At 72.5% G+C, this 25,173-nt stretch carries 22 protein-coding genes; 16 read left to right on the plus strand and 6 right to left on the minus strand.

The window, feature by feature from the left end; all coding sequences use genetic code 11:
• Positions 1-20 precede the first annotated feature (20 nt).
• Positions 21-383 (plus strand): hypothetical protein, encoded by a 363-nt coding sequence (locus tag ACFCXS_RS21060; protein WP_376644869.1) that lies wholly within the window; start codon positions 21-23, stop codon positions 381-383.
• A 5-nt stretch (positions 384-388) separates the two neighbouring features.
• Here the strand turns inward: ACFCXS_RS21060 and ACFCXS_RS21065 are convergent, their stop codons facing one another.
• Complete coding sequence (locus ACFCXS_RS21065; RefSeq protein ID WP_376644870.1) at positions 389-1,528, minus strand: winged helix DNA-binding domain-containing protein; 1,140 nt, start codon at positions 1,526-1,528, stop codon at positions 389-391.
• 143 nt (positions 1,529-1,671) lie between these two features.
• On the opposite strand from ACFCXS_RS21065, the gene ACFCXS_RS21070 reads away from it, so the two are divergent.
• Positions 1,672-2,358, plus strand: coding sequence for a hypothetical protein (locus tag ACFCXS_RS21070; RefSeq protein WP_376644871.1), 687 nt, complete (start codon positions 1,672-1,674; stop codon positions 2,356-2,358).
• Positions 2,359-2,575: 217 nt separating this feature from the next.
• Positions 2,576-3,187 (plus strand): sigma-70 family RNA polymerase sigma factor, encoded by a 612-nt coding sequence (locus ACFCXS_RS21075; RefSeq protein ID WP_376644872.1) that lies wholly within the window; start codon positions 2,576-2,578, stop codon positions 3,185-3,187.
• Between the two features lie 237 nt (positions 3,188-3,424).
• Here ACFCXS_RS21075 and ACFCXS_RS21080 read toward each other — a convergent pair whose 3' ends face one another.
• A complete protein-coding gene (locus ACFCXS_RS21080) occupies positions 3,425-4,807 on the minus strand; it encodes an FAD-binding oxidoreductase (protein ID WP_376644873.1) in 1,383 nt (460 codons plus the stop codon).
• 320 nt (positions 4,808-5,127) lie between these two features.
• Here ACFCXS_RS21080 and ACFCXS_RS21085 point away from each other — a divergent pair, with 320 nt between their 5' ends.
• Positions 5,128-8,061 (plus strand): Tat pathway signal sequence domain protein, encoded by a 2,934-nt coding sequence (locus ACFCXS_RS21085; protein WP_376644874.1) that lies wholly within the window; start codon positions 5,128-5,130, stop codon positions 8,059-8,061.
• Between the two features lie 30 nt (positions 8,062-8,091).
• Here the strand turns inward: ACFCXS_RS21085 and ACFCXS_RS21090 are convergent, their stop codons facing one another.
• Positions 8,092-9,378, minus strand: a complete 1,287-nt coding sequence (locus tag ACFCXS_RS21090; RefSeq protein WP_376644875.1) for a cytochrome P450 — start codon at positions 9,376-9,378, stop codon at positions 8,092-8,094.
• A gap of 28 nt (positions 9,379-9,406) precedes the next feature.
• Positions 9,407-10,756, minus strand: coding sequence for a glutamine synthetase family protein (locus tag ACFCXS_RS21095; RefSeq protein WP_376644876.1), 1,350 nt, complete (start codon positions 10,754-10,756; stop codon positions 9,407-9,409).
• 337 nt (positions 10,757-11,093) lie between these two features.
• Between ACFCXS_RS21095 and ACFCXS_RS21100 the strand changes: the two genes are divergently transcribed.
• The 10 genes from ACFCXS_RS21100 (at position 11,094) to ACFCXS_RS21145 (ending at position 21,222) form a co-directional block, all read left to right on the plus strand.
• On the plus strand, positions 11,094-11,282 hold the full coding sequence (locus tag ACFCXS_RS21100; RefSeq protein ID WP_031108213.1) for a ferredoxin: 189 nt from the start codon (positions 11,094-11,096) through the stop codon (positions 11,280-11,282).
• 1 nt (position 11,283) lies between these two features.
• A complete protein-coding gene (locus ACFCXS_RS21105) occupies positions 11,284-12,495 on the plus strand; it encodes an NAD(P)/FAD-dependent oxidoreductase (protein WP_376644877.1) in 1,212 nt (403 codons plus the stop codon).
• Positions 12,492-13,304 (plus strand): acetoacetate decarboxylase family protein, encoded by an 813-nt coding sequence (locus tag ACFCXS_RS21110; protein ID WP_376644878.1) that lies wholly within the window; start codon positions 12,492-12,494, stop codon positions 13,302-13,304. Before ACFCXS_RS21105 ends, ACFCXS_RS21110 begins: the two co-directional genes overlap by 4 nt.
• Positions 13,305-13,425: 121 nt before the next feature.
• Positions 13,426-14,889, plus strand: coding sequence for an aldehyde dehydrogenase (locus ACFCXS_RS21115; RefSeq protein WP_376644879.1), 1,464 nt, complete (start codon positions 13,426-13,428; stop codon positions 14,887-14,889).
• Positions 14,882-15,811, plus strand: coding sequence for a 3,4-dihydroxyphenylacetate 2,3-dioxygenase (locus tag ACFCXS_RS21120; RefSeq protein ID WP_376644880.1), 930 nt, complete (start codon positions 14,882-14,884; stop codon positions 15,809-15,811). Before ACFCXS_RS21115 ends, ACFCXS_RS21120 begins: the two co-directional genes overlap by 8 nt.
• Positions 15,804-16,649 (plus strand): fumarylacetoacetate hydrolase family protein, encoded by an 846-nt coding sequence (locus ACFCXS_RS21125; protein WP_376644881.1) that lies wholly within the window; start codon positions 15,804-15,806, stop codon positions 16,647-16,649. Before ACFCXS_RS21120 ends, ACFCXS_RS21125 begins: the two co-directional genes overlap by 8 nt.
• Positions 16,650-16,731: 82 nt before the next feature.
• Positions 16,732-17,334 (plus strand): TetR/AcrR family transcriptional regulator, encoded by a 603-nt coding sequence (locus tag ACFCXS_RS21130; protein ID WP_376644882.1) that lies wholly within the window; start codon positions 16,732-16,734, stop codon positions 17,332-17,334.
• A gap of 182 nt (positions 17,335-17,516) precedes the next feature.
• Positions 17,517-18,977 (plus strand): APC family permease, encoded by a 1,461-nt coding sequence (locus ACFCXS_RS21135; RefSeq protein ID WP_376644883.1) that lies wholly within the window; start codon positions 17,517-17,519, stop codon positions 18,975-18,977.
• A 62-nt stretch (positions 18,978-19,039) separates the two neighbouring features.
• Entirely contained in the window at positions 19,040-20,530 is a 1,491-nt protein-coding gene (locus ACFCXS_RS21140; RefSeq protein WP_376644884.1) for an aldehyde dehydrogenase, read from the plus strand.
• On the plus strand, positions 20,527-21,222 hold the full coding sequence (locus ACFCXS_RS21145) for a gamma-glutamyl-gamma-aminobutyrate hydrolase family protein (RefSeq protein WP_376644885.1): 696 nt from the start codon (positions 20,527-20,529) through the stop codon (positions 21,220-21,222). Before ACFCXS_RS21140 ends, ACFCXS_RS21145 begins: the two co-directional genes overlap by 4 nt.
• A 5-nt stretch (positions 21,223-21,227) precedes the next feature.
• Here the strand turns inward: ACFCXS_RS21145 and ACFCXS_RS21150 are convergent, their stop codons facing one another.
• A complete protein-coding gene (locus tag ACFCXS_RS21150; RefSeq protein ID WP_376644886.1) occupies positions 21,228-21,800 on the minus strand; it encodes a MarR family winged helix-turn-helix transcriptional regulator in 573 nt (190 codons plus the stop codon).
• 125 nt (positions 21,801-21,925) lie between these two features.
• Between ACFCXS_RS21150 and ACFCXS_RS21155 the strand changes: the two genes are divergently transcribed.
• Positions 21,926-22,867: a TIGR03619 family F420-dependent LLM class oxidoreductase gene (locus tag ACFCXS_RS21155; RefSeq protein ID WP_376644887.1), complete on the plus strand. Its 942-nt coding sequence runs from the start codon at positions 21,926-21,928 to the stop codon at positions 22,865-22,867.
• Positions 22,868-22,923: 56 nt separating this feature from the next.
• Here the strand turns inward: ACFCXS_RS21155 and ACFCXS_RS21160 are convergent, their stop codons facing one another.
• Positions 22,924-23,955 (minus strand): response regulator transcription factor, encoded by a 1,032-nt coding sequence (locus ACFCXS_RS21160; RefSeq protein ID WP_376644888.1) that lies wholly within the window; start codon positions 23,953-23,955, stop codon positions 22,924-22,926.
• A 199-nt stretch (positions 23,956-24,154) separates the two neighbouring features.
• Here ACFCXS_RS21160 and ACFCXS_RS21165 point away from each other — a divergent pair, with 199 nt between their 5' ends.
• Positions 24,155-25,165: a sugar ABC transporter substrate-binding protein gene (locus ACFCXS_RS21165; protein WP_376644889.1), complete on the plus strand. Its 1,011-nt coding sequence runs from the start codon at positions 24,155-24,157 to the stop codon at positions 25,163-25,165.
• The last annotated feature ends 8 nt before the right edge of the window (positions 25,166-25,173 follow it).

The following is a 25,173-nucleotide window of genomic DNA, read 5'->3' on the forward strand; positions in this document are numbered from 1 at the left end:
CACGGGCCGTTGTCCGGGGCATGAGGTACACGGTGTGGGCGGGCCAACTGCTGCCGCTTCTGATCGTCGCGGGCACCCTGACGGTCGTCATGGGCCTCTTCGCCTGGCTCGCTGCCGTGATCCGGCGCCGCGGCCTCGCCGGCTCCGGATTCCGCGCGGCCATGGCCTCGTACGAAGAGGCCTTCCGGGTGACGGCCCACGACGCCCACTACGAGATCCAGGCGCAGGCTCAGGCGCTGAGCCCCGCCGCGGCCCCCGGCGACCCCTGGCGTCCCGCCCGGCACACCGCGGGCGCCGCCGGGCGGGCGCGGCGCCCCGGCCACCGGAGCCGGGTGCGCCGCCGTCTCGGGGCGTGGCGGCGGAGGGCCGCCCGGGGGAGGTGACCGGCTCAGCCCCTGAGCAGGCGCACCTGACCGTCGGGGAGTTTCGGCCACCAGTGGTGGTAGCGGCGATAGACCTCGGTGTCGCGGCCCGCCAGCAGCGCCGTCAGCGACGAGGCCTCCGCGGCGAGTCCGTCCCATACGGCGGTCGGCAGGTCGTGGAACGCCGTGGCCTCGACCCCACCGTCGACCGCCCGCCACACGCCGGCGACCCGGCCGTCGACCAGGAGCGTGGGGAGCACGTCGCCGTTCACCCGGATCACCAGGCGGCGGTACGCGGGCGGAATCGCGCGGCTGCGGTCGGCGTGGGCCAGCAGGATGCTGTCCCACATGGCCATGAGGCGGGGCGGTGCGGGCGTGTCGGCCGGTGGGCGCGAGGCCCCCGGCACGTCGTACAGCAGGGTCCCCTCGGGCCCCCGGAGCTGCTCCACCGCGTCGCCGAGGGCGACCAGGGCCTGGCGTACCGGTGCACGCGGCACCATGGCGAACTGCGCGACGTCCGCCACCGACGCGGGCCCGAAACCCCCCAGGTAGCGCAGGACGAGGTGGCGCAGTGCCTCCGGCACCGTCGCCCGGCCCCGGGGCGCAGGACCGGTCCGCGCGGCGCGGAACGACGACCGGGAGCCGAACGACCACGGCCCGCCGACCGGGACGTGCAACAGCGGCGCGTACGCCTTGAGCCCCCACCACGCCCCGGCCTTCTTCTCCGCCCCGACCCGCTCCTCCAGCCAGTCCTGCATCTCGGCGGCCGTCCGGTGCTGGTCCGCGAAGTCCAGCAACCCGGCCACGAGTGCCTCGCCGTCGGCCGGGGTGAGTCCCGCCGCGGCGAAGCGGTACCCGAGCCGTGAGGCGTACAGCGTCTGCTGCATCGCCTCGCGGAAGACCTGGTAGTCGTCCCCGTGGACCGCGTGCAGTGTGATCCGCATCAGCGTCGCCTTGACCACCGCCCGCCCCGCGAAGGCGCTGTCGAGATCCTCGGGCGCGAACCCGGCCAGCCGGTTCCACAGCGCCACGTAGGGCGAAGCGGCATGCTGCGCCTGCAACGCCACCACGCGTCGCACCGCCTCCCCGGCGTCCATCGCCTCCCGCCCCAGCAGCAACTGGCGTCCGAGTGTGGCCCGATTGAGTTCCTGCGCGGTGATGTCCACGCCGGGATTCTGCCGTGGCCCCACCGGAGGCACCGACTCCGTCGCCGTGGCCTGGATCACATGGCTTGGATTGAGTGCGCGACGGGGGAGATGCCCGTACTCATGGGTGTCGAGGGCGGTGCCGGATGCGAGGATGAGGCGCCATGACGGTCGGGTGGTGTGTTCGCGCGATGCGGGCCGCGGTGTTCGCGGCCGTCTGTGTCGTGCTCGCCGCCCTCGGGCACGTCATGATGTCCGGTGACCACGTGCCCCTGTCGACGCTGCTGGCCGGCTGGGCCGCGACGGGCCTCGCGGGGTGGTGCCTGGCGGGCCGCGAGCGCGGACTCCGGCTTGTCGTCACCGTCGCCGTGACCGTCCAGACGGCGCTGCACTCCGCGTTCTCCCTCGGACCGCAGACCGCGGCCGGATCCGGGGCCGGATCCGGGCTCGACTCCATGGACATGGCGCCCATGCGTCATGGCATGGGATCCATGAGGCACGGCACGAGCCATGTGACGAGCCCGGGCGTCATGGACTCCATGGGCTCAGTGGCCCCGCACACGGGGCATCTTCCCGGCGGCGACTCGTCCTTCGGCATGCTTGCCGCCCACCTCCTGGCCGCGCTGCTGTGCGGCCTGTGGCTGGGCCACGGGGACCGGGCCGTCTTCCGGCTGCTGCGCGCCGTGGGCAGCCGGCTCGCCGCACCGCTGCGGCTCCTGTTCGCCCTGATCGCACCGCCGCCCCCACCCGTGCGCGAACGGCGGCGGCTGTCGCACCGTACGCCGCACCGGTTCCTTCTCGTCCACGCGATCACCACCCGGGGCCCGCCCGCGGGGGCCGCTGCCGCCTGACGGCAGCCGGTGGTACCCCGGGGCAGCCCCGCGCGCCCCGGGTCGGGCCCGGCGTCCCTAACCGCGCGCACCCGCAGGTGCTCACGCCTCGCGCCGCGCCGTACAGGACGCCCGCCCCCTCCCCGCTCACGGGACCGCGCACCCTTGCGCGCACGCCGGACCCCAGGGTCTGCCCGCCCGCGTCCTCGCGGTCCCGCACATCCGAGAAGGACATCAGGTGATCACTCCTGCCCTGCCCCTTTCGCACGCGAGACCGGCGTCGGCCGACGAGTCGATAACCGCCTGGGCGCTGGCCGCCCGCGGCGGCGACGCCGTGGCCGTCGACCGCTTCGTACGCGCCCTGCACCGTGACGTGACCCGGTACGTCGCCCATCTGTGCGCCGACCCCCAGGCGGTGGACGATCTGGCGCAGGACACGTTCCTGCGGGCGCTCGGCAGCCTGCACCGGTTCGAGGGCCGCTCCTCGGCGCGGACCTGGCTGCTGGCGATCGCCCGGCGCGCGGTGGCCGACAGCATCCGGTCCTCCGCCGTGCGCCCCCGCCCGGCCGATCTGCCGGACTGGGAGCCGGCCGCCGAACTCGCCCAGCCGCGCGGTCTGCCCGGCTTCGACGACGGCGTGGCGCTGCTGGAGTTGCTGGCGGGACTGCCGGACGAACGCCGCGAGGCGTTCGTCCTCACGCAGCTGCTCGGTCTGCCCTACGCGGAAGCCGCCGTGCTGAGCAACTGCCCCGTCGGCACGGTCCGTTCCCGCGTGGCCCGCGCCCGGGCGACACTCCTCGCCCTGCTCGCCGCCGCGGAGGAACCGGACTCCGCTCTCGTCGCGGCTTGAGACGACCGGCCGCCGGCACCGGCCCCGCCCGGCACCGGCGGTCACCGGCGTCGCGCGGCCCGGCGGGTAGGGCACGGGCGGTCACCGGCGTCGCGGGGCCCGGCGGGTAGGGCACGGGCGGTCACCGGCGTCGCGGGGCCCGCCCGGTCGGCACAGCGGTCACGTCACCGATGCCGCGGGGCCCGGGCCCCGCGACATCGACCACCGCCCCTCACCCTCGCGCCGGGCCACCGCCCCTCACCCTCGCGCCGGCCGGATGTTCTGATTGGCGTGGAAGAAGTTGTCCGGGTCGTAGCTGCGCTTGGCCCGGGCGAGCCTGTCGTAGTGGTCGCGGTAGGTCGTCCGGACCCGTTCCTCGCCCTCGCCCGAGCCCATGAAGTTCACGTACGAGCCGCCCATCGAGTACGGGTGCAGCGCCTCCTGGTAGTCCACGCACCACTGCCTGATCATCCCGGCGTTGGCGGGGTCGGGGTCGACGCCGGCGAAGACGCCGGACCAGAGCGCGTCCCGGTAGCTCCACGCGGTGTCGTCGGGGCCGACCCGGTGCGCGGCTCCGTCGATCGGGTAGAGGTGCATCAGCGAGAGCGGCGTCGGGATGTTCCGGCCGTACTCGAGGTGCACGTCCAGTGCCGCGTCGGGGACGCGGTCGAAGAAGTCGCCCCGCCAGTACCACTGGTAGCCGGTGGGGATCAGCTCGTCGAACATGCTCTGCAACGCGTCGTACGGCATCGGCGTCGTGAAGTGGAAGGCGGGCCGGCCCGGGTCGTTCACCACCGACAGCGTCTCGTCGAGCCGGGCCGGATCACCCGTGCAGCACCACACGACGGCGCACACCTTCCGTCCGTGGAGTTCCTCGGGGAAGGGCGGGCCGGGCGGGACGACGAGGACGGCGAAGAAGCCGTAGACGTCCTCGGGGGCGGCGGGAAGGAACTCGCGGTACCAGGCCAGCACCTCGCGCGTGCCGTCGACCGGCCAGACCGTCACCCCGGCCCCCACCGTGCCCACCGGGTGCAGCCGGTAGGTGAGGGAGGTCGCGATGCCGAAGTTGCCGCCGCCGCCCCGCAGGGCCCAGAACAGGTCCGGGTGCTCGGTCTCGCTCGCGGTGACGAAGCTGCCGTCCGCCAGCACCACGTCGGCGGCGATCAGGTTGTCCACGGTCAGCCCGTACTTGCGGGTGAGATAGCCGTGGCCGCCGCCGAGTGTCAGACCCCCGACGCCGGTCATGGAGATGATGCCGGTGGGGGTGGCGAGACCGAAGGCCTGGGTGGCGTGGTCGAGGTCGCCGAGGTGGCTGCCGCCGCCGACCTCCGCGGTCCGTGCCTCGGGGTCGACCCGGACCCAGCGCATCGGCGACAGGTCGACCGTGACGCCGTCGTCCACCAGGCACAGGCCGGGGCCGCTGTGGCCGCCGCCCCGCACGGCGAGTTCCAGGCCGTGGTCCCGGACGTAGGTGACCGCGGCCATCACGTCGGCGGTGTCCGTGCACGGGACGAAGGCGGCGGGCCGTTTGTCGATCATCGCGTTGTAGATCTTGCGGGCCTGGTCGTAACCGGAGTCCGGAGGGCCGATCACCGGCCCCCGCAGAGCGGTCCTCATCTCTTCCAGGGTGGCGGTGTCCATGGCGATCTCCCAAGGAGGCGTGACCATCCGACCCCACCAGCGTCCCGCCCTCCGCCGGGCGACGCACATCCACGGGATCTCTGCCGCCCCGGGGTCCGTAACCGCTTAGTAACCGTATTCCTGAATCAGCCCTGCCCGAAACTTTCTGTCCAACTGGTCGATGCAGTGGTCTTGTGATTCCTGCGTAATGAGCCCTACGGTCCCGTAGCAAACGTTTACTGAAACGTTCCGTCCGTGGCGGACCTGCCGTGTTCATGTTCGCGCTCCAGACGTACTGGCGCAGCGGGGCCCGCATGGGCAGCCTCGAGTAAGGAACCACGATGTCCGACACCCCCAGACGCCGTGACGTGCTGAAGTACGCGGGAACGGCGGGCGCCTCGGTCGCCGTCCTCGGCCTCCCGGCGGCCCCGCAGGCCCTCGCCGCGACGCCGGCGCAGCCCTCGGTGAAGCGCCCGCCCGCACCGCTGGACGTCGTCGTCTTCGGCGATCCGGACTCCGAGGCCCGCCACCGGCTCGCCGCAACCCTCTCCGACACGGTCACCGGCGGCCTCGGCCAGAGCGCCCGCGTCCTCAACCCGACCTCCCCGCCCTCCTACTGGGGCGGCACGCTGAAGTTCGACGTCGCCGTCAGCCCGGCCGGCACCACGTACGTCACCGTCCGCTTCTGGGGCGACGACCACGACGACACCTCCGACGAGGCCGCCGCCGGCACGAACATGTGGCGCCTTCAGCTGTTCTGCGAGGGCAAGCAGGTCGGCTACCAGGACCAGGGCGCCGTCGACAGCCTCGACATCCTCGACACCGCCCCGCGCACCCCGGGCCGCTTCTTCTTCCACACCCTGCCCCTGCCGGAGAAGACGACCGCCGGGAAGAAGAAGGTGACGCTGGAGATCCGCTCCATGGGCCGCATCTGGTCCTACGGCCAGGACGCCTCCCAGCTCTACCGCACCATGACCACGCCGTCGCGCGGCATCTACCGCCTCTACACCCACACCGACCCCTGCTTCGTGCCGCCCAAGGGCGAGGTCCAGGGCACCGCGCCGCAGGCGAAGGCCCGCACGGGCGGCGAGGAAGTCCTGGACGCCATCAGAGCGCGGGTGCAGAAGGACCAGAAGGATCTCCTCACCACCGCGAACCCCGCCACCCTGGACGGCTGGGCGATGCAGTCCCTGGCCGAGGGCTACCTCTGGCAGGGCAGCCCCGCGTACGGCAGGCCCGAAGCGGTCGACCGCGTGCTCCAGGCCATCGACGGCCGCTACCTGGCCTGGAAGGCCGACAGCACCGTCATGACCGGCTCCGACCAGCAGTGGCAGGGCTTCGGCCGCGTCGGCCTGGTGCTGGCCCTGCTGTGGGAGCACCTCGGCGACCGCCTGGACGAACGGGTCACCGGCTCGCCGTACGCCCTCGCCGACCCCGGCTTCGAGTCGGGCGGCGACACTCCCACGGCCTGGCAGATGCCCGGCTGGGCCACCGCCGGCGGCGGTACCTGGACCCGCGACACCACGGTCTCCCGTTCCGGCTCCGCCTCCCTCAAGCTCCAGGTCACCACCGCCACCGGATACAGCTACGTCAACTCCGCGCCCCGGACCCGTATCGGCCGGGGCACCTACCGGTACGGCGCCTGGATCAGGACCGACGGCGTCACGGGCGCCGGCGCCCACATCGACCCCCTTTTCTTCGACGCGAGCGGCAAGCTCGTCGGCAGCGACCACAAGGTGTACGCCGCCAAGGGCACCCACGACTGGGAGTACGTCGAGTTCGTCTTCGACACCCCGGCCGGAGTCACCCAGATGGAGATGCATCTGCGCCTGTCCGGCCCGGGCACCGCCTGGTTCGACGACGTCACCCTCGTGGCCCCCGCCGACTCGGGCACGCCCGTGCCGCCGGTCCGCAAGGACGCCTACGCCGACATGCTGAAGTCCAGCCGCGACTACTGGCGCCGGAACTTCCCGCACTACAGCAACCAGGCCCAGATCTGCGCCATCGGCCTCTACCAGACCAATCGCGGTCTGAGACTCCTCGCCCCGGACCTGGCCCTCCCGGAGGCCAAGGCCCGCGACTATCTGTACCAGTCGATCGGCATGACCCCCTACCTCGGCCCCGAGGACGCGGACGGCAAGCCCACCAAGCCCCTCGGCGACGGCTACTTCCAGGTCACCAAGGCCGGCCTGACCCGCGAGCTCGGCTACGTCGGCAGCTATGGCGAGGTCATCGACTGGCTGGTCATGATGTACGAGTCGGTCACGCGCGGGTACCAGGGCCAGAAGGCCCCCGAACTGCTCACGCACATGGTCCGGATGACCAAGGCACGCGGCAGGTTCCGGGTCGTCGACGTGGACCGGGACCACTGCCGGATCTCCCGCATCGAAACCGTCATCGGCTGGCGCAACGAGGTCTACCCGGGCGAGACCGCCTACGCCTCCCGCACCGCCTGGGACTCCAACCCCGTGATGTCGGCCGCCGTGTTCAAGGATCCGGAGATCGTCGGCTGGACCCAGGAGATGGTCGACGACGGCCAGCTCTACCCGCAGCTGCACCTCCAGGCCACCCACACCTGGACCCGGGTGGGTCTCAACGCCCTGCGCTTCATCTCCCGCGACTGGGACGACTTCCGGTCCCTGGCCGCCCGGCCCGGACGCATCCCCACGGCCTGGGACCAGCCCGACTTCGTCCTCACCGACGAGGAGAACGGCTGCGTCGCCGTCAAGAACGGCCGCGAACTCCTCTTCGCGTCCCTCTACTTCCGCTCCCGTCAGGGGGTCAACAACTACGCGCGCATCCACCACGTGACCCCGGTGGACCAGCGCTCGGCCACGATCCGGGAGCGCTCGGGGGGCACGACCGACCAGACCTTCACCGCCCGGGACTGGGTCCTGTGGGACTACGCCATCAACGACCCCGGCGCCGGGCACATCCCGCCCGGTGGTTTCCCGCCGCCCGGAGACACCCTGCACCAGGCGCTGGAGGGCGACGCCTACCGCCTCGCACCCGTCCCCGACGACGTCCCCGACCCCACGCTCGGCGTCCACTTCGACGGCGTGGAGGCCATGCTGGTCGGCCGCGCGCCTTTCTACCTGTGCGAGTACGGCGACTACCTCCTCGCCATGAACACCAGCACGGACCGGACGTACGCCCTGCCCGCCCGGCACGACTTCGGCCCGGCCCGGGACCTCGTCTCCGGCCGGACGATCGGCCCGGGGCAGCGGCCGAAGCTGCGGCCGGGCACCACGCTCGTGCTGTACCGCGGCGCGTGACGGAAGGTACTGGGCCGAGGGCCGGCGGGGTCAGGTGAGGGTGACCTCCACGGGCAGCTTCTTGATGCCGTTGACGAAGTTCGAGCGCACCCGGGGGACGTCACCGGCCAGGCGGATGTCCGCCAGGCGCGGGATCAGTTCCTCGAACATGATGCGGATCTCGGTGCGGGCGAGGAGGTTGCCCAGGCACAGGTGGGGGCTGCCCTTGCCGAAGGTGACGTGGTCGTTGTCGCGGCGCGCGACGTCGAAGTCGTAGGGGTTGCCGAAGACCTCCTCGTCGCGGTTGCCGGAGGCGAACCACATCACCACCTTGTCGCCCTCCCTGACCCGCTTGCCGCCCAGCTCGACATCGCGCGTGGCGGTACGGCGGAAGTGGTAGACGGGGGAGGCCCAGCGCAGGAACTCCTCGACCGCGACCGGGATCAGCGAGGGGTCCTCCCGGAGGCGGGCCAGCTGCTCGGGGTGCTGGAGGAGGGCCAGCATCGAGTGGGAGATGGTGTGCCGGGTGGTCTCGTTGCCGGCGACGACCAGGAGCAGGAAGTAGTTGTCGAAGTCCTGCGGGGAGAGCGGGACGCCGTCGCGGGGCGTGGTGTTGACCAGGCGGGAGACCAGGTCGGTGCCGTCGCCGCCGCGGCGCTGCCGGGCCAGTTCGCGGCCGTACTCGAAGACCTCCAGCGAGGCGGGGGAGCGGAAGGGCAGGTCGCGGTACCGCTCGCTCTCCTCGCTGTGCAGCAGGACGTCGGCGTAGTCCGGGTCGGTGTGGCCGATGATGCGGTTGCCCCAGTCGATGAGCCTCTGGTTGTCCTCCGGCGGCACGTCCAGCAGCCGGGCGAGCACGTTGATGGGGAAGTCCGCCGAGACGTCCTCGACGAAGTCGAAGCGGCCCTTGGCGAGGGCGGCGTCGAGGGTCGTCGCGGTCAGCCCGCGCAGGAAGTCGGTGTAGCCGCCGATCACGTTCGCGCCGAACTGCCGCTGGATCAGGCTCCGCAGCGCCCGGTGGCGCACCCCGTCCAGTTCGAGGATCGAGGCGCGCTTCTTGATCTGGTCCTCGTCGACCTCTTCGAGGTTGACGAACCTCGTCGACGTGAAGGTCTCCGCGTCACGGTCGACCCGCACGATGTCCTCGTGCCGGGTCAGTGCCCAGAAGCCGGAGTTGGGCGCGTCCTCGCTCTGCCAGTGCACCGGGTCCTCGTGGCGCAGGGTGTGGAACATCCGCCACGGCGTGACACCGTCGGTGAAGCGGTCCAGGTCGGCGAGGTTCACGTCGGCCAGGGGCAGCGGCTCGCGTGCGGCGTCGGTGGGGGTCTCGGTGGTCATCGGCAGCTCCTCGGCGTCACAGGGGGCGTCACAGGTGGTAGGCGTACTCGGTGAACTCCCAGTCCGTGACATGCCGGTGGAAGCGTTCGACCTCGTCGCGTTTGTAGGAGAGGAAGGACGTGGTGAACCCCTTGCCGAGCAGGTCGGTCAGGGCGGTGTCCGCCTCCAGCGCGTCCAGCGCGGCGGACAGGGTCTGCGGCAGGACGGCGGAGCGGGCGGTGTCGTAGCCGTAGCCCTCCAGCGGGGCGGGCGGTTCCTCACCGGCCAGCACACCCAGCAGGGCGGCGGCCGTCGTGGCGGCGATCGCCAGGTACGGGTTGGCGCTGGCGTCGCCGAGGCGCAGTTCGAGCCGGGCGCCGGTGCCGCGCTCGGGCGGGATGCGCACCATGGCGCTGCGGTTGTCCAGCCCCCAGTCGATCAGCCAGGGCGCGAGGGTGTCCGGGCCGAAGCGCTTGTACGAGTTGACCGTGGGGTTGAGCAGCGCGGCCAGAGCGGGCGCGTGGGCGAGGATCCCGGCGACGGCGTGCCGGGCGGTGGCGGACAGGCCGTACGCGCCCGACGGGTCGTCGAAGGTGTTGCGCCCCGCCTCGTCGTCGCAGGACAGGTGGAGGTGGAAGCCGGAGCCGCCCGCGTCGTTGAAGGGCTTGGCCATGAAGGTGGCCAGCCGGCCCTCCTTGCGGGCCAGTTCCTTGATCGCGGCCTTGAAGCGGAAGGAGCGGTCGGCGGCCGACACCGCCTCCGAGTGGGCCAGGTTGATCTCGATCTGGCCGCCGTCGAACTCGTGGTTGCCGCTGATCGCCCCGACCTTCAGATCGCGTACGTGGCGCAGGGTGCGCAGCAGGTGGTTGTCGGGGTCGGCGCGCAGCCCGGCGGTGTAGACGACGCCGGGGCCGGGCGCGTAGCGGCGCCAGCCGCCGGACGGGTCCGGCTCGCACAGGAAGTACTCGAGCTCGGGTCCGACGACCGGCCGCAGCCCGTGCTCGGCGCACCGGGCGAGGACGGACCGCAGCAGATCGCGTGGCGATTCGGGCGCGGGCGCGCCGGTCGCCGGGTCGACGACCTCGCCCAGACAGGCGGCCACTCCCGGCTCCCACGGCAGCGGCACCAGCGTGCCGAGGTCCGGGCGGACGCAGATGTCCGGCAGCCCCGCGTCCAGCCCGCCGCTCACCTGCACGACATCCCCCTGCGGGCTGGTGTGGTAGACGGCCCGGCAGAACGCCAGGCCGTGCTCACAGGCCCGGGGCAGCTCCTCGAGCAGCACGTCGCGCGCCCGGTCGGTGCCGATCAGGTCGGGATAGGTCACTCGGACCACGTCGATGCCGTCGGCGGCGAGCCGGCTCATGTGGCGGCGGACTTCTTCGGAATCGTGAGCGCTCACCGTTGTCTCCTCGGGCGGACGTCGGGACACCTCCGGGACACGGGGCCGGGGAGGCGGGTGGCGTGGGAGCGAGCGTCCGGGCGCGGCGGTGCCAGGACCGCCCGGTGCTTGTTTGATGCCAAACGGTAGGGGTGGGTGAGGGGTCCCGCAAGAGGGCCGGGGCAAGAATTTATCCATCCGGATAGCTCTTGACCAGACCCCCGCCCCTGCCTACCTTGTTTGAAGCCAAACGAGTTCGGGGCGCGTTCGACCGCACCCCGTTGGCCGGGGCCCGGACCCTTCCGGCCGGGCCCCCTTTCCTTCCGCTTCGACGCCCTCACATTCAGGAGGACCGGCCATGAAGGTCGTCGTCGACATGAACAAGTGCCAGGACCACGGACAGTGCGTCTTCTCGGCCCCCGACGTCTTCCGGATGGACGACGACGGCCGCCTGGCCTACGTCCCCGATCCCGACGACGCCCTGCGCGACGAGGTCGAGGAGGCCGCGGACGTCTGCCCGCTCCAGGCCATCCGGATCGAGGACTGACGTGAGCGGGCGCATCGTCGTCGCCGGCGCCTCCCTCGGCGGGCTGCGCGCCGCAGAGCAGCTGCGCGCCGCGGGCTGGACCGGCGGCATCACGGTGATCGGCGACGAGCCGCACCCGCCGTACAACCGGCCCCCGCTGTCCAAGGAGGTCCTCGCGGGCAAGGCGTCCTTCGACTCCCTCGCCTTCACACCGAAGGCCTCCGCGACGGATGTGGAGTGGCGGCTCGGCACGGGAATCGCCTCCGCCCGGCTCGCCGATAGGACCGTCGAACTCGACGACGGCGCGGTCCTCCCCTACGACGGACTGGTCGTCGCCACCGGGATGCGGCCCCGCCGGCTGCGCTGCCCCGGGCCGGTCGCCGGTCGCCACACGGTCCGGACCATCGACGACGCCCAGGCGCTGCGGGACGAGCTGACCCGGCCCGGCGTACGGGTCGTCGTGGTCGGCGCCGGTTTCATCGGCTGCGAGGTGGCCGCAACGGCCGTCGGACTCGGTGCCGCCGAGGTGACGGTGGTCGATCCGCTGCCGCTGCCGATGGCCGGGCCGCTCGGGGAACTGCTCGCGCGGGAGCTGCGCCGGCGGCACGAGGAGCGCGGGGTCCGCTTCGTGCTCGGCGCGGGCGTGGCCGGGTTCGAGGGCGGGAACCGTGTCACCGGTGTCGTGCTCGGCGACGGGTCCGTACTGCCCGCCGATGTGGTGGTGGAGTCCGTGGGATCGGTCGCCAACACCGAGTGGCTGGAGGGCAACGGACTCGACCTGAGCGACGGTGTGCTCACCGACGGCCGGTTGCGCGTCGGCGGCCGTCCCGACGTCGTCGCGGTCGGCGATGTCGCCCGCTTTCCCAACGCCCGCTACGACGGTGTGCCCCGGCGGGTCGAGCACTGGTCGGTGCCGGCCGACTCGGCCAGGCACGCGGCGAAGGTGCTCGTCGACGGTGGCGCCGGGCTGCCCCCCTTCGCGCCTCTGCCCACCTTCTGGAGCGACCAGCACGACTTCCGCTTGCAGTCCTTCGGGGCGCCCGCGCTGGGGCTCGGCGACGTCCGGGTCCTGGACGGCGACCTCTCGGGGGACGTGCTGGTCGGCTACCACCGCGACGGGCTGCTGGCCGGTGTCGTCGCCCTCGGCGGACCCTCCGCGGCCCGGGCCGCCGCCCGCTACCGCGCCGAACTGCTGAAGCAGCCCGCCCTCACCTCGCAAGGAGCCCTCTCGTGACCGGACTTCGTGGGTACTTCCACCCCAAGACGGCGACGGGCGCGTCGTCGCTGATCCCCTCCCCGCCGTGGCGGTACTCCGGTGACCTGCTCACCGTCGAGTACCGGACGGATCCCGCCCGCGTACGTGAACTGCTCCCCGAACCGCTGGAGTTGGCGGACGATGACCCGGGCGCGGTCGCCCTGATCTGGGCCGACTGGCAGTCGTGCTCGGCCTCGGGGGAGGAACTGCTGGATCCCGTGCGGGCGCAGTACAAGGAGGCCTTCGCGGTGGTGCGGTGCCGGTACCGGGGGCGGACGTACTCGCGGTGCGTCCACATCTGGGTGGACAAGGACTTCGCCATCGCGCGGGGGCTGCACCAGGGGTATCCGAAGAAGCTCGGCTCCATCCACCAGACGCGGCCACACCCCTACGGGCCCGCTCCGCGGATCGAGGCGGGGGCGCGGTTCGGGGCGACGCTGGCCGCTGCGGATCGGCGTATCGCTCAAGCCGTGGTGACGCTGCGGGAGCCGTCGAAGAGCGGCGGGTTCGTCAACGCGCATCCCATGGCTCATCACCGGTGGCTGCCGTCCATCGAGACGGGCAAGGGGCTGGCTCTCGATGAGCTGATCGAGTCAGGTGCGGCTTCGTTCGAGGGTGGTCAGCCGTGGGTCGGCGAGGCCGAGTTGGAGCTGTTGGAGGCGCCTACGGAGGAGCTTGCCCGGTTGGAGGTGCGGGAGCCGATCGCTGCGTACTACCGGCAGGTCGGCGTGGTCTGGGACGGGGGGCGGCTGCTGGAGAGCGGTACGTCCGGGGTGGCTGCCGAGTAGTGCCGGTGGGCGGGTGCGGGCTTGTCGTGGTTGTTCGCGCCCACGCGGCGGAGCCGCATATGAGCACAGCCCCGCGCCCCTGGGTGAGTGCGATTCCCCTCGTTTGAATGGAACTCTTCTTATGCCTGACAACATCACCGTCGCCGGGGTGTCCGTCGACACCCGGCACTGGATCGGGGGGCGTCGCGTCGCCTCCGCCGGGACCTTCACCGATCACTCGCCCATCGACGGCGCCGCGCTCGGCGAGATCGCCCGGGGCGGGCCCGCCGAGGCCGAGGCCGCTGTCGCCGCCGCCCGGGAGGCGTTTCCCGGCTGGGCCGCCACCCCCCGTGCCGAACGCGCCCGCATCCTGCACGCCGTCGCCGACGGTGTCGAGAAGCGGATCGAAGAGCTGGCGATCGTCGAGACCACGGACAACGGTGCGCTGCTCCGTTCCCACCGGCGGGGCGTCATGCCCCGGGTCGCCCACAACTTCCGGTTCTTCGCGGACTGGCTGCTCGGACTCGGCCACGAGGACTTCGAGACGCGCGGTCACACCAACCACGTCAGCTGGGACCCGGCCGGGCCCTGCGTGCTGATCACCCCGTGGAACGCGCCCCTGATGCTGGCCACCTGGAAGGTCGCCCCCGCCCTCGCCGCGGGCGACACCGTCGTCCTCAAACCCGCCGAGTGGTCGCCGCTGACCGCCTCCCTGCTGGCCGACATCGCCGCGGAGGCCGGGCTGCCCGCCGGTGTCCTCAACGTCGTCCAGGGGTACGGCTCCGAGATCGGCGACGCGCTCACCTCCCACCCCGACGTGCGCCGGATCAGCTTCACCGGGTCGGTGCCGACGGCCCGGCGGATCGCCGAGTCCGCCGCCGCGAACCTCACGCCCCTGAGTCTCGAACTCGGCGGCAAGTCGCCCCTGCTGGTCTTCGCCGACGCCGACCTCGACCTGGCCGTCGACCTCGCCGTGGAGCAGTACGACAACGCCGGGCAGGTCTGCCTCGCGGCCACCCGGCTGCTCGTCGAGGAGCCGGTCGCCGAGGAGTTCACCCGCCGGTTCGCCGAGAGGGCCACCGCCCTGCGGCAGGGCGACCCGCGTGACGAGGGCACCGACATCGGCCCCAACATCCACCCCCGCCAGCTGGAGAAGATCGACGGCTTCGTGCAGCGGGCCCTCGCGGCGGGGGCGCGGGCGGTCATCGGCGGGCATCGCGAGGAAGGGCAGTACTACGCGCCGACCCTGCTCACCGACGTCGCCCAGAACTCGGAGATCGTGCAGGAGGAGGTCTTCGGGCCGGTCCTGACCCTCCAGACCTTCGCCGACGAGGACGAGGCCGTACGGCTCGCCGACGACACCCGGTTCGGGCTGGCCGCCACCGTCGCGACCGGCGACCGGGAGCGGGCCGAGCGGGTCACGGCCCGGCTCGTCGCCGGCACCGTCTGGGTCAACTGCTTCTTCGTGCGCGACCTCCAGGCGCCCTTCGGAGGCTCCCGGCAGTCCGGGGTCGGCCGCGAGGGCGGCACGTGGAGCTTCGACTTCTACTGCGACCTGAAGAACACCGTCACCGCCCCGAAGGGATGGAAGAGGGACCATGGGTGAGATAGTCGGGGCCGGGCTGCTCGCCCACGTGCCCACCATCGTGCTGCCCGAGGCAGACCGGCTGGAGCTCAACGAGGGCAAGGAGATCACCCTCGTCACCGGGCTGCGGGAGCTGCGCAGGGACGTCTTCGAGCGGGATGCCGCCGACGATTACGACACCGTCGTCGTCCTGGACTCGCACTGGGCGACCACCGTCGAGTTCGTCGTGACCGCGCAGACGCGCAGGGCCGGGCTCTTCACCTCCGAGGAACTGCCGCGCGGCATGTGCAGGATGCCCTACGACTTCCCCGGCGACCCCGAACTCGCCCACAACGTGGCCGCGTTCGCCGACAAGCACGGCACCTGGATCACCCCGATCGACGACGCGTACCTGCCGATCTACTACGCCACCCTCAACCTCTGGAAGTACCTGGGGGAGGGCCTGCCCGACAAGCGGTGGGTCACCATCGGGGTCTGCCAGACCGGCGACATGGAGGATCATCTGCGGCTCGGGCGTGCCCTCGCCGACGGGATCGCCGCGACTCCCGGGCGACGCGTACTGGTCATCGCCTCCGGTGCCCTGTCCCACACCTTCTGGCCGCTGCGCGAACTGCGCGACCACGAGGCGAGCGACCCGGTCCACATCCGCACCCCCGAGGCCCGCGAGGCCGACCACGAGCGCATCGCCTGGTTCAAGGAGGGCCGTCACGACAAGGTCCTCGACACGATGGACGAGTTCTGGAAGGTCAAGCCCGAGGCGAAGTTCTTCCACTACCTGATGCTGGCCGGCGCCCTCGGCGAGCGGCGCTGCGTCGCCCGGGCCCGCCAGTACGGCGCGTACGAGAACTCCGTCGGCACCGGCCAGGCCCACCTCTGGTTCGACCGCCCCGCGGGCGGCTGGACCGCAGACCACCTCACCGCGCAGGAGTCCGCCCATGCCTGAGTACCGTCGTGTCCTCCTCGACGGCGCCGCCGTCCAGGTCACCGTCGACGGTGACGAGCTCGTCGCCGGGGACGGCCGCCGGGTGAAGACCGACGACGCGCGGCATCTGCCGCCCGTCGTGCCGTCCAAGGTCATCGCCGTCCATCTCAACCACCGCAGCCGGGTGGAGGAGTTCGGTATCGGGCTCCCCGGCACCCCCACCTACTTCCACAAGCCGACCTCCGCCCTCAACGCCCACCAGGGCGCCATCGTCCGCCCCGAGGGCTGCAAGTGGCTCAACTACGAGGGCGAGGTCGCCATCGTCATCGGGAAGACCGCGCGGAACATCCCGCCGGCCGAGGCCGGGGAGTACATCGCCGGGTACACCGTCGCCAACGACTACGGGCTGCACGACTTCCGCGACACCGACGCCGGGTCGATGCTCCGGGTGAAGGGCTCCGACACCCTCTGCCCGCTCGGCCCCGGCCTGGTCACCGACTGGGACTTCCACGGCAAGCGGCTGCGGACGTACGTCAACGGGGAGGTGGTGCAGGACGGCTCGACCGACGAGATGACCTGGGACATGCACTACCTCGTCGCCGACATCGCCCGCACCATCACCCTGTACCCCGGGGACGTCCTGCTGTCCGGCACGCCCGCCAACTCGCGGCCGGTCCGGCCGGGCGACGTGGTGGAGGTGGAGGTCGAGGGCCTCGGGCGGCTCACCAACCACATCGTCACCGGGCCGACCGCCATCCGCACGGACGTGGGGGCCCAGCCCACCGAATCGGAGGAGGTCCTCTCGACCGCCCTCGGCGGCGACTGGGAGTTCCGTGGCATCCGGCCGCCGCGCCGCTGACGAGGAGTCCGGGAGCGGTGGAGCCGACGTGTTCCCCGGCCGGCCCGCCGTCCGGCAGGACCGCCCCGATAGGGTCACGGACATGACCGAGCCCGCCGGGCGCCGCCCCCGCAAGCGCGTGAACTACGGCACGGGCCGTGAGGCCCTGCTGGAGGCCGCCGTGCGGGTCGTGGCCCGGGGCGGTCTGCGCCGGCTCACCTACCGGGCCGTCGCCGAGGAGGCCGGCGTCACCCACGGCCTGGTCGTGCACCACTTCGGTTCCCGGGACGCCCTGATCGAGGAGGCCGTGGCCCACGCCATCCGCTCCTCGCTGAACAGCAGCGCCCTCGAACCGGGCACCGGCAGGGCCGCCGACTTCTCGGTGGGGCTGACGGACATGGTCGAGGCCGGTCCGGACCTCCAGGCCTTCCAGTACGAACTCCTCCTGGAGGCCCGGCGGCGCCCCGAGCTCCTGGCCCACCTGCGGTCGCTGTACGACGAGTACTTCGACGCGACCCGGCGCGAGCTCACCCAGATGCTGCCCGGCCCCGTCGGCGAGGGCATGTCCCGGATGGTGTTCGCCACGCTGGAGGGGCTCGTCCTGCACCAGCTGGTCTTCGGTGAGCGCGAGGTCATCGACGAGGCCCTGGACGAGCTGCGCTCGGTGCTGCGGCTGCTCGCCGAGCGGCGCGACGGCGAGGCCTGACCCACTCCGGCCTCCCGCCGTCACGGACTCGGGCTCCCCTCGTTCCGCACTCCGGCCTCCTGCGCCCCGCGGTGCCGGAATTCCTCGTCCCTCACCCCTTGCCAAACGGATAGTTCCGCCTCACGATGAGGCAACTCGTTTGGCCTGAAACGATCCTTCCTCCTCTCTGGCAGGTGATCCGAGTGGACAGTCAGACGGTCTCCCGGCACGCGGCGGAACCGGACGCGCCCACCGCAGGCACGCTCAAGCCCAACGCCCTCGGCGTCCTGGGCATCCTCTTCTTCGTCCTGTCCGCGCAGGCCCCGCTGACCGGCATCGCCGGCGCGGCGCCCATCGCCGTGGCCCTCGGCAACGGTCCCGGCGTTCCGGCCGCCTATCTGGTGGCGGGCCTGGTGATCCTGCTGTTCTCGGTGGGCTTCGTCGCCATGGGGCGACACGTCGTGGACGCGGGCGCCTTCTACACGTACATCGGCAAGGGCCTCGGTCGCACCACCGGCACCGGCAGCGCGGGCCTCGCGCTCTTCGCCTACTGCACCATCCAGGCCGCGATGTACGGCCTCTACGGCGCCATCGTGAGCGGCCTGGTCGCGAGCCACACCGGCCTCGACCTGCCGTGGTGGGTCTGGACGCTGGCCACCATGGCCGTCGTGCAGGCGCTCGGCGCGGCCGGCGTCGAGATGGGCGCCAAGGTCCTCGCCGTCTTCGTCCTCGCCGAGTTCAGCATCCTGTCGGTCTTCGCGCTGGTCACCCTCTTCAAGGGCGGCGGCCCCGAGGGGCTCGGCCTCGCCGACAGCTTCTCCCCGTCCGCCGCCCTGGACGGCGCCCCGGGCGTGGCCGTGATGTTCGCCGTGGCCTCCATGTTCGGCTTCGAGGCCACCGCCATCTACGGCGAGGAGGCCCGCGAGCCCAGGAAGACCGTGCCCCGGGCCACGTACCTCGCGGTCGCCGTCGTCACCGGCTTCTTCGCCCTCGTCTCCTGGATGCTCATCTCCTCCTACGGCGCCTCCAACGCCACCGCGGCCGCGGGCAAGGCCCTGGAGGGCGGCGACGGTGCCGGGTTCGTCTTCGCGCCCATCGCGGCCGACTTCGGCGGCTGGGTCGGCGACGTGCTGCCCGTCCTGCTCGCCACGTCCCTCTTCGCGGGCATCCTCACCTTCCACAACTCGGCCAACCGCTACCTGTTCTCCCTCGGCCGCGACCGGCTGCTGCCGCTGCGGCTGTGCCGGCTCAACCGCCGTCACGCCCCCTGGACCGCCGGTTGCGTCCAGACGGTCCTGGCGGTCCTGCTGGTGGTGCCCTTCGCGCTGGCGGGCAAGGACCCGGTGCTGACGCTGTTCTCCTGGTTCAGCGGCGTCGCCGTCCTGGCGATGATGCTGCTGTACCTGCTGACCTCGGTGTCCGTCGTCGTCTTCTTCCGCCGGGCCCGCCTGGACACCCGCCTCTGGAACACACTGATCGCACCCGCCCTGGGCGCGCTCGGCATCGCGGGCGCGATCTGGCTCATCCTGGCCAACTTCACCACCCTCATCGGCGGCGAACGCACCACTGCCCTGTGGCTCACCCTCTCCGTCCCTGTCGTCGCCGCCCTCGGTCTGATCGCCGCGCGGGTGCGGGGCCGGACCCTGGCGGCCGCCGACGGCTGACGGCACGCGCCGGCGTCCGCGGGCAGCCGTATCCATATCGTTTGATATCAAAGGAGGTCCTCATGCCGGCCGTCCCCCACGACGAGTGGCTGCGCCGCGCCAAGGCGTTCCAGCTCTCCGGTGGCCATCACATCGACGGCGCCGAGGAGGCCGGGGGAGGGGCGGCCTTCCCGGTCGTCTCGCCCCGGGACGGCCGGGTCGTCGCCGAGGTCGCCGACGGCGGGGCCGCAGAGGTGGACGCGGCCGTCGCAGCCGCCCGGCGGGCCTTCGACACCGGCCCGTGGCCGTGCCTGGCACCCGCCGAGCGCGGCCGGGCCCTGCTCCGCCTCGCCGGCCTGCTGGAAGAGCGGCGCGAGGAACTCGCCCTCACGGTCAGCCTGGAGATGGGCAAACCGATCTCGGACGCGTACGGCATCGAACTGCGCGCCCTCATCACCACCTTCCGCTGGTACGGCCAGCTCGCGGACAAACTCACCGACGAGTCCCCGCACACCGTCCCGGACGCCCTCGCCCTGGTCACCAGGGAACCCGCCGGGGTGGTCGGGGCGGTGGTCCCCTGGAACTTCCCGCTCACCCTGGCCGGCTGGAAGGTCGCCCCGGCCCTGGCGGCGGGCTGCACGGTCGTCCTCAAGCCCTCGGAGAACTCCCCGCTCTCCGCCCTGCTCCTCGGGCGCCTCGCCACCGAGGCCGGCATCCCGCCCGGCGTGCTCAACGTCGTCACCGGCGACGGCCCGACGGCGGGCAGTGCCCTGGGCCTCCACCCGGACGTCGACGTCCTGGCGTTCACCGGCTCCACCGCCGTCGGCCGCCACTTCCTGCGCTACGCGGCCGACTCCAACCTCAAGCGCGTCTGGCTGGAACTCGGCGGCAAGTCGCCCAACATCGTCCTGCCCGACGCACCCGACCTGGACAAGGCCGCCGCCACCGCCGCCTGGGGCATCTTCTTCAACCAGGGCGAGATGTGCACCGCCCCCTCCCGCCTCCTCGTGCACTCCTCGATCGCCGAACGGGTCACCGAGGCCGTGGTCCGGCGGGCCCGTGAACTGAGGGTCGGCGACCCGCTCGACCCGGAGACGCAGATGGGTGCCCTCGTCGGCCGGGCGCACCTGGACCGTGTGCGCGACCACCTCCGCCACGGCGTCGACGAGGGCGCCCGGCTGCGTACCGGCGGCGACCGGATCCTCGCCGAGACGGGCGGGACCTACCTGGAACCCACCGTCTTCGACCGTGTGGACCCCGGCTCGCGACTGGCCCGGGAGGAGATCTTCGGTCCCGTGCTGTCCGTGCTCGCCTTCGACGACCTCGACGAGGCGGTCCGCCTGGCCAACGCCACCGAGTACGGACTCGCCGCCGGACTGTGGACCTCCGACCTGTCCACCGCCCACCGGGTCTCACGCGCCCTGAAGGCCGGAACGGTCTGGGTCAACTGCTACGAGGAGGGCGACCTCACCGTGCCCTTCGGGGGCATGAAGCAGTCCGGCAACGGCCGCGACAAGTCCGCCCACGCACTGGAGAAGTACACCGAGCTCAAGACCACCTGGATCCAGCTGTGACCCGCCCGCTGATCGCGATCCCGGCCCGCTTCTGCGCCACGACCTCCGCACTCCGCTACGCCGCCGAGGTCAACGCCCGCGCCCTGATCGAAGCCGTCTGGCGGGCGGGTGGCGAACCGGCGAGCATCCATCCGGCCGAGACGGGCACCGCCGACCGGCTCAAACGCTTCGACGGCGTCCTGCTCCCCGGCGGCGGCGACCTCGCCCCCTCCCGCTACGGCGCCGGTGACACCCACGACACCGTCTACGACGTGGACACCCTCCAGGACACCTTCGACCTCGACGTCGCCCGGCACACCCTGGAGTCGGGCCTGCCCCTGCTCGCCGTCTGCCGCGGCCTCCAGGTCGTCAACGTCGCCCTCGGCGGGACCCTGGAGCAGGACATGGGCGGACCCGAGCGGGAGCACCGGCACCTCGTGCACCCCGTCACCCTGGAACCCGGCTCGCTCGTCGCCCGGGCCGCCGACGCCGAGAAGGCGGACGCGTCCTGCTACCACCACCAGCGCGTCGACCGCCCGGGCGCAGGCCTGCGCGTCACGGCCCGAGCGGCCGACGGCACGATCGAGGCCCTCGAACTCCCGGTCGCCGCAGGCTGGTTCACGGCCGTGCAGTGGCACCCGGAGGACACCGCACACGAGGACCCCGCGCAGCAGGGCCTGTTCGACGCGCTCGTGCGGGCCGCGACCCGGTGAACCCCCTAGGCCCGGGGCCGCCGCCCGCTGCGCCGCGGGGCGGGCTCGGCGCCGCCCAGCAGCGACTGCCGCCGCTCCTCGCCGTGCTCCTCCACCTGGAGCACCACACTGCGCAGCCCCTCGGCGAGACTGCGGCACTCGGCGTCACTGAGCCCGGCGGTGACGAAGGCCTCCTCCTCGTTGAACGCCGGGAACACCCGCGCCATGAACTCCTCGCCCTTGGGGGTGAGGCTCAGCAGCACCAGGCGCCCGTCGCTCGGATGACCGTCCCGCCGCAGCAGACCCCGGGACTCCAGCGTGCGCACCACACCCGTGAGGGTGCCCTTGGAGATCCCCGCCTCCTCGGCCACGTGCCGGGTCTCCGACTCGCCCCACACCCAGACCACCCACAGCACCACGAAGGCCGTCCAGGTCAGGTCCGAGCCGCGCAGCACCGAGTTCTCCAGGTGCTGGCGCACCGCGGCCGCGGCCCGGTAGATGTTCGCCACCGCCGCCATCTGCTCCCGGCGGATCGCGATGCCGCCGAGCTTCGCCGCGGCGAGCTTCTCGGCTTCGGTGATGGATCGGTGCCCCGGCACGGGTGGCTCCTTCGTCTGGTCGCGACCTCCTCGGTCCGGTCGCGACGCGTCACACACGGGCGGCTCAACCCCGCCGCCCGATCGTTCGGACTCAAATTCTACGAAGCCGAAAGGGAAAAGCCGTCATGCCCAGCCCTCCCCGTATGCTCCTCGTCCTCAGCGAGAACTGGACCCTCACCGGCGGCCGGGCCGATCTGCCCGCCGCCGTCCGCTGGGCCCGCGAGGCCGAGGACGCCGGATTCGACGCCGTCATGGTCAGCGAGCACATCGTCCTCGGCCCCGACGCGGCGGCCGCCGGCATCATGGGAAACCCCCGCGACTACGCCCTTCCGGGCAACCAGGACCCGTACACCCCCTGGCCGAACTCCCTGCTGCTGCTCGCCGCCATCGCCTCCGTCACCTCCCGGGTGCGCCTGGCCGCAGCGGCCGTCCTCGCCCCGCTGCGTCACCCCCTGCTGCTCGCCCGTGAACTCGGCACCCTCGACCTGCTCAGCGAGGGCCGGCTCGTCGTACAGCCCACGGTGAGCTGGAGCAGGGACGAGTACGACGCCCTCGGCGTGCCCTTCGCCCGCCGCGGCCGGATCCTCGACGAGCACCTGGAGGTCTGGGCGAAGGCATGGGGACCGTCCCCCCTCTCCCATGACGGACCCCACTACCCCTTCCGGGACGTCTGGTTCGAGCCCAAGGCGCACCGCCCCGACGGCCCCCGGCTCTGGTTCGGCGGCCAGCGCCTGCACGGCCCGGTCCTGCGCCGCCTCGTCGAGTACGGCCACGGCTTCCACCCGCTCGGCCGGCCCACGCCCGAGGACCTGCGAGGGCTTCAGGAGGCGATGACCGCGGCCGGGCGGGACATCGCCGGGCTGGAGATGATCGGCAGTACGCAGGCCGTCTTCCCGGACGACCGCTCACCGGCGGACCTCGGTGCGGCGCTCTCCGTGATCCCGGAACAGATGGAGCAGGGTTTCACCACGTTCTGCGTCAAGCCGAACCAGTTCATCGACGACCCCGACGGCGTGGGGGAGTTCTGCCGCGAGGTCGTGCGGCGCGTCGAGGCGCTGACGTCCTGACCGCCCCGGCCCGGATCGCAGCTCGACCACCCGTAGCGCCGATCTGACGCCCCGGATCACCGCTCGACGAACCGCGCGAGGTGATCCGGGTCCGGCCGCAGCACCCCGTCCCGCACCGCGAGCGCGGTGGCCTCGGCGCGGGAGGCGCAGCCGGTCTTGCGCAACAAGTGCTCGACATGGCTGTGCACGGTCCGCGGGGACAGGAACAGCGCCTGCGCGATCGCCTGGTTCGTCTGCCCCGTGGCCGCCCGGGTGAGCACCTCCAGCTCCCGGGGGCTCAGCCCGTACGGCAGTTCCGTGGGCGTCTCGCGCACCAGCACCGCGTCCGCGGCGAGGCCGGGCCTGGCGGGGTGCCGGTGCAGCACGACCCGCCGCCAGCCTCCACCGGCCGGCCACAACAGCCGCAGCCGCTGCCCTCCGGTGCCGGCGAAGGCGTCGAGCAGCGCACCGAACCCGCCCTCCTCCCGCAGGACCAGGGGCCGGTCCCGGCCGGGCAGGTCGACGACGCGGCCGTCGCCGGTGACCAGGCTCGCCGCGTCCTCTCCCGCCAGGCCGTGCAGGTCACCGGCGTGCGTCAACGGGTCGGCGAAGGCGGCCAGGGCGGGAATCACGGAGGCGAGCAGCCGCCGCGCCTCGGTGTCGTAGGCGTCCGCGCTCTCGGTGGACAGGTGCACCAGACCCACCAGCCGGCCCCGCTGCCGCAGCGCACCCGTGACACCGTCCCGGAAACCGGCGGGGCGGACCCGCTCGGCGTAGAACCAGCCGTGCCGGAAGCGGGGCCCGGCGTCCTCGGTGTCCTCGGCGTCCTCCGAGATGGACGGCGGCAGATCCCGCCGTACGACGTTGCGGTACCACGGGGTCGCGACGAACTCCCCGGCCAGGGCCTGCGAGGCTTCGGCGGTGTAGCCGATGCTCGCGATCTGCACGTGGGAGCCGGTCAGCGGGTCGATCGTGAGCAGGGTGGCCGCGTCCAGGGGCAGCGCGCGGGCGAGTTCGGCCAGCGCCTGCGCGGAGGCCGAGGTCGTGTCGCGCTCGCGGGTGAGCATGCCGATGCGGGCGGCCGCCGCGATCTGGTGGTGGCTGGTCATGGCGAGCCTCCGGACGGCTCGGACAATGTCGTTTGGGGCCTAACGATACGGCTCCCGTCCGGGCCCGGCAAGGGTGCTCACCGGCATCCGGCCCACCCGCAGTCGGTATTTGTACGGATGGTGCGGCGAGCCCGGCAGGTCTTTCCTGTTCGGCACAGCCGGACGCCCCAGTCGGGCCCGCCCTCGGAGAGGCCCCGCCATGACCCCACCCCCGTACACCGCCTCGCGCAGACACTTCCTCGCCCTGTCCGCCGCCACCGCCCTGTCCGCCGCCGGATGCTCGGCACCGGAGAACACCGCCGCCTCGGCCGAGCCCGCACCCTCCGCCGGCACCCGTCTGACCAGGATCGGCCTCGACTACCCCTTCACCCAGCTCCCGCTCTACTCCACGCTGGTGAAACTCTCCACCGCACAGGCGAAGCGGCACGGCATCTCGCTTCTGACGACGAGCGACAACGCCAGTGCCGACACCCAGGCCACCAACCTCAACACCTGGGTCGCCCGCAAGGTCCCGGCGATCGTGTCCTTCCCCATGGTGTTCGAGGCCGCCGAACCCCTCGCGAAGGCGGCCCGCGACGCCGGACTGATCTGGGTGACCTACGGCGGCTCCCTGCAGCACCAGAGCGCCGACATCCGGTTCAGCTTCCGCGAGGGCGGCACCCTGCTCGGCGCGGCGGCGGCGAAGTGGGCCGAGGAGCACCTCGGCGGCAAGGGCAAGATCGCCTTCCTCACGGACGACACCATCGAGCTGGGACGCGAACGCACCAAGGGCATGATCGACGCGTTCACCAAGGCGGCGCCCGGGGTCGACGTGGTGGCGCGGGAGCAGTCCATCGACCCGGACACCGGCCTGTCGAAGACGAAGGCGATCCTCGCCAAGCACCCCGACCTCAACCTCGTCCTCGGCGTCACCGACGCCGCCGCGTACGGCGGCTTCAAGGCCCTCCAGCAGGCGGGCCGGGCCAAGGACGACGCCAGGACCTTCGTCGGCGGCCAGGACGGCTCCGTCCCCTCCCTCCTCGCCGTCAAGCAGGGCACCTTCTACCGGGCCTCCGCCGCCCTCGCCCCGAAGGACATCGCCGCTGCCGTCGTCGACGTGCCGCGCGCGGTCGCCGCCGGGAAGGCGAACCCGAGCGCCCAGGTGCCCATCACACTCGTCCGGCGCGCCGACACGGCCCGGATCGACGCCCTGCTCGCCCAGAACGCCTAGGCCCGACG

This window comes from Streptomyces sp. NPDC056373 (genome assembly GCF_042262425.1).
In the GTDB taxonomy this organism is placed as follows: Bacteria; Actinomycetota; Actinomycetes; order Streptomycetales; family Streptomycetaceae; genus Streptomyces.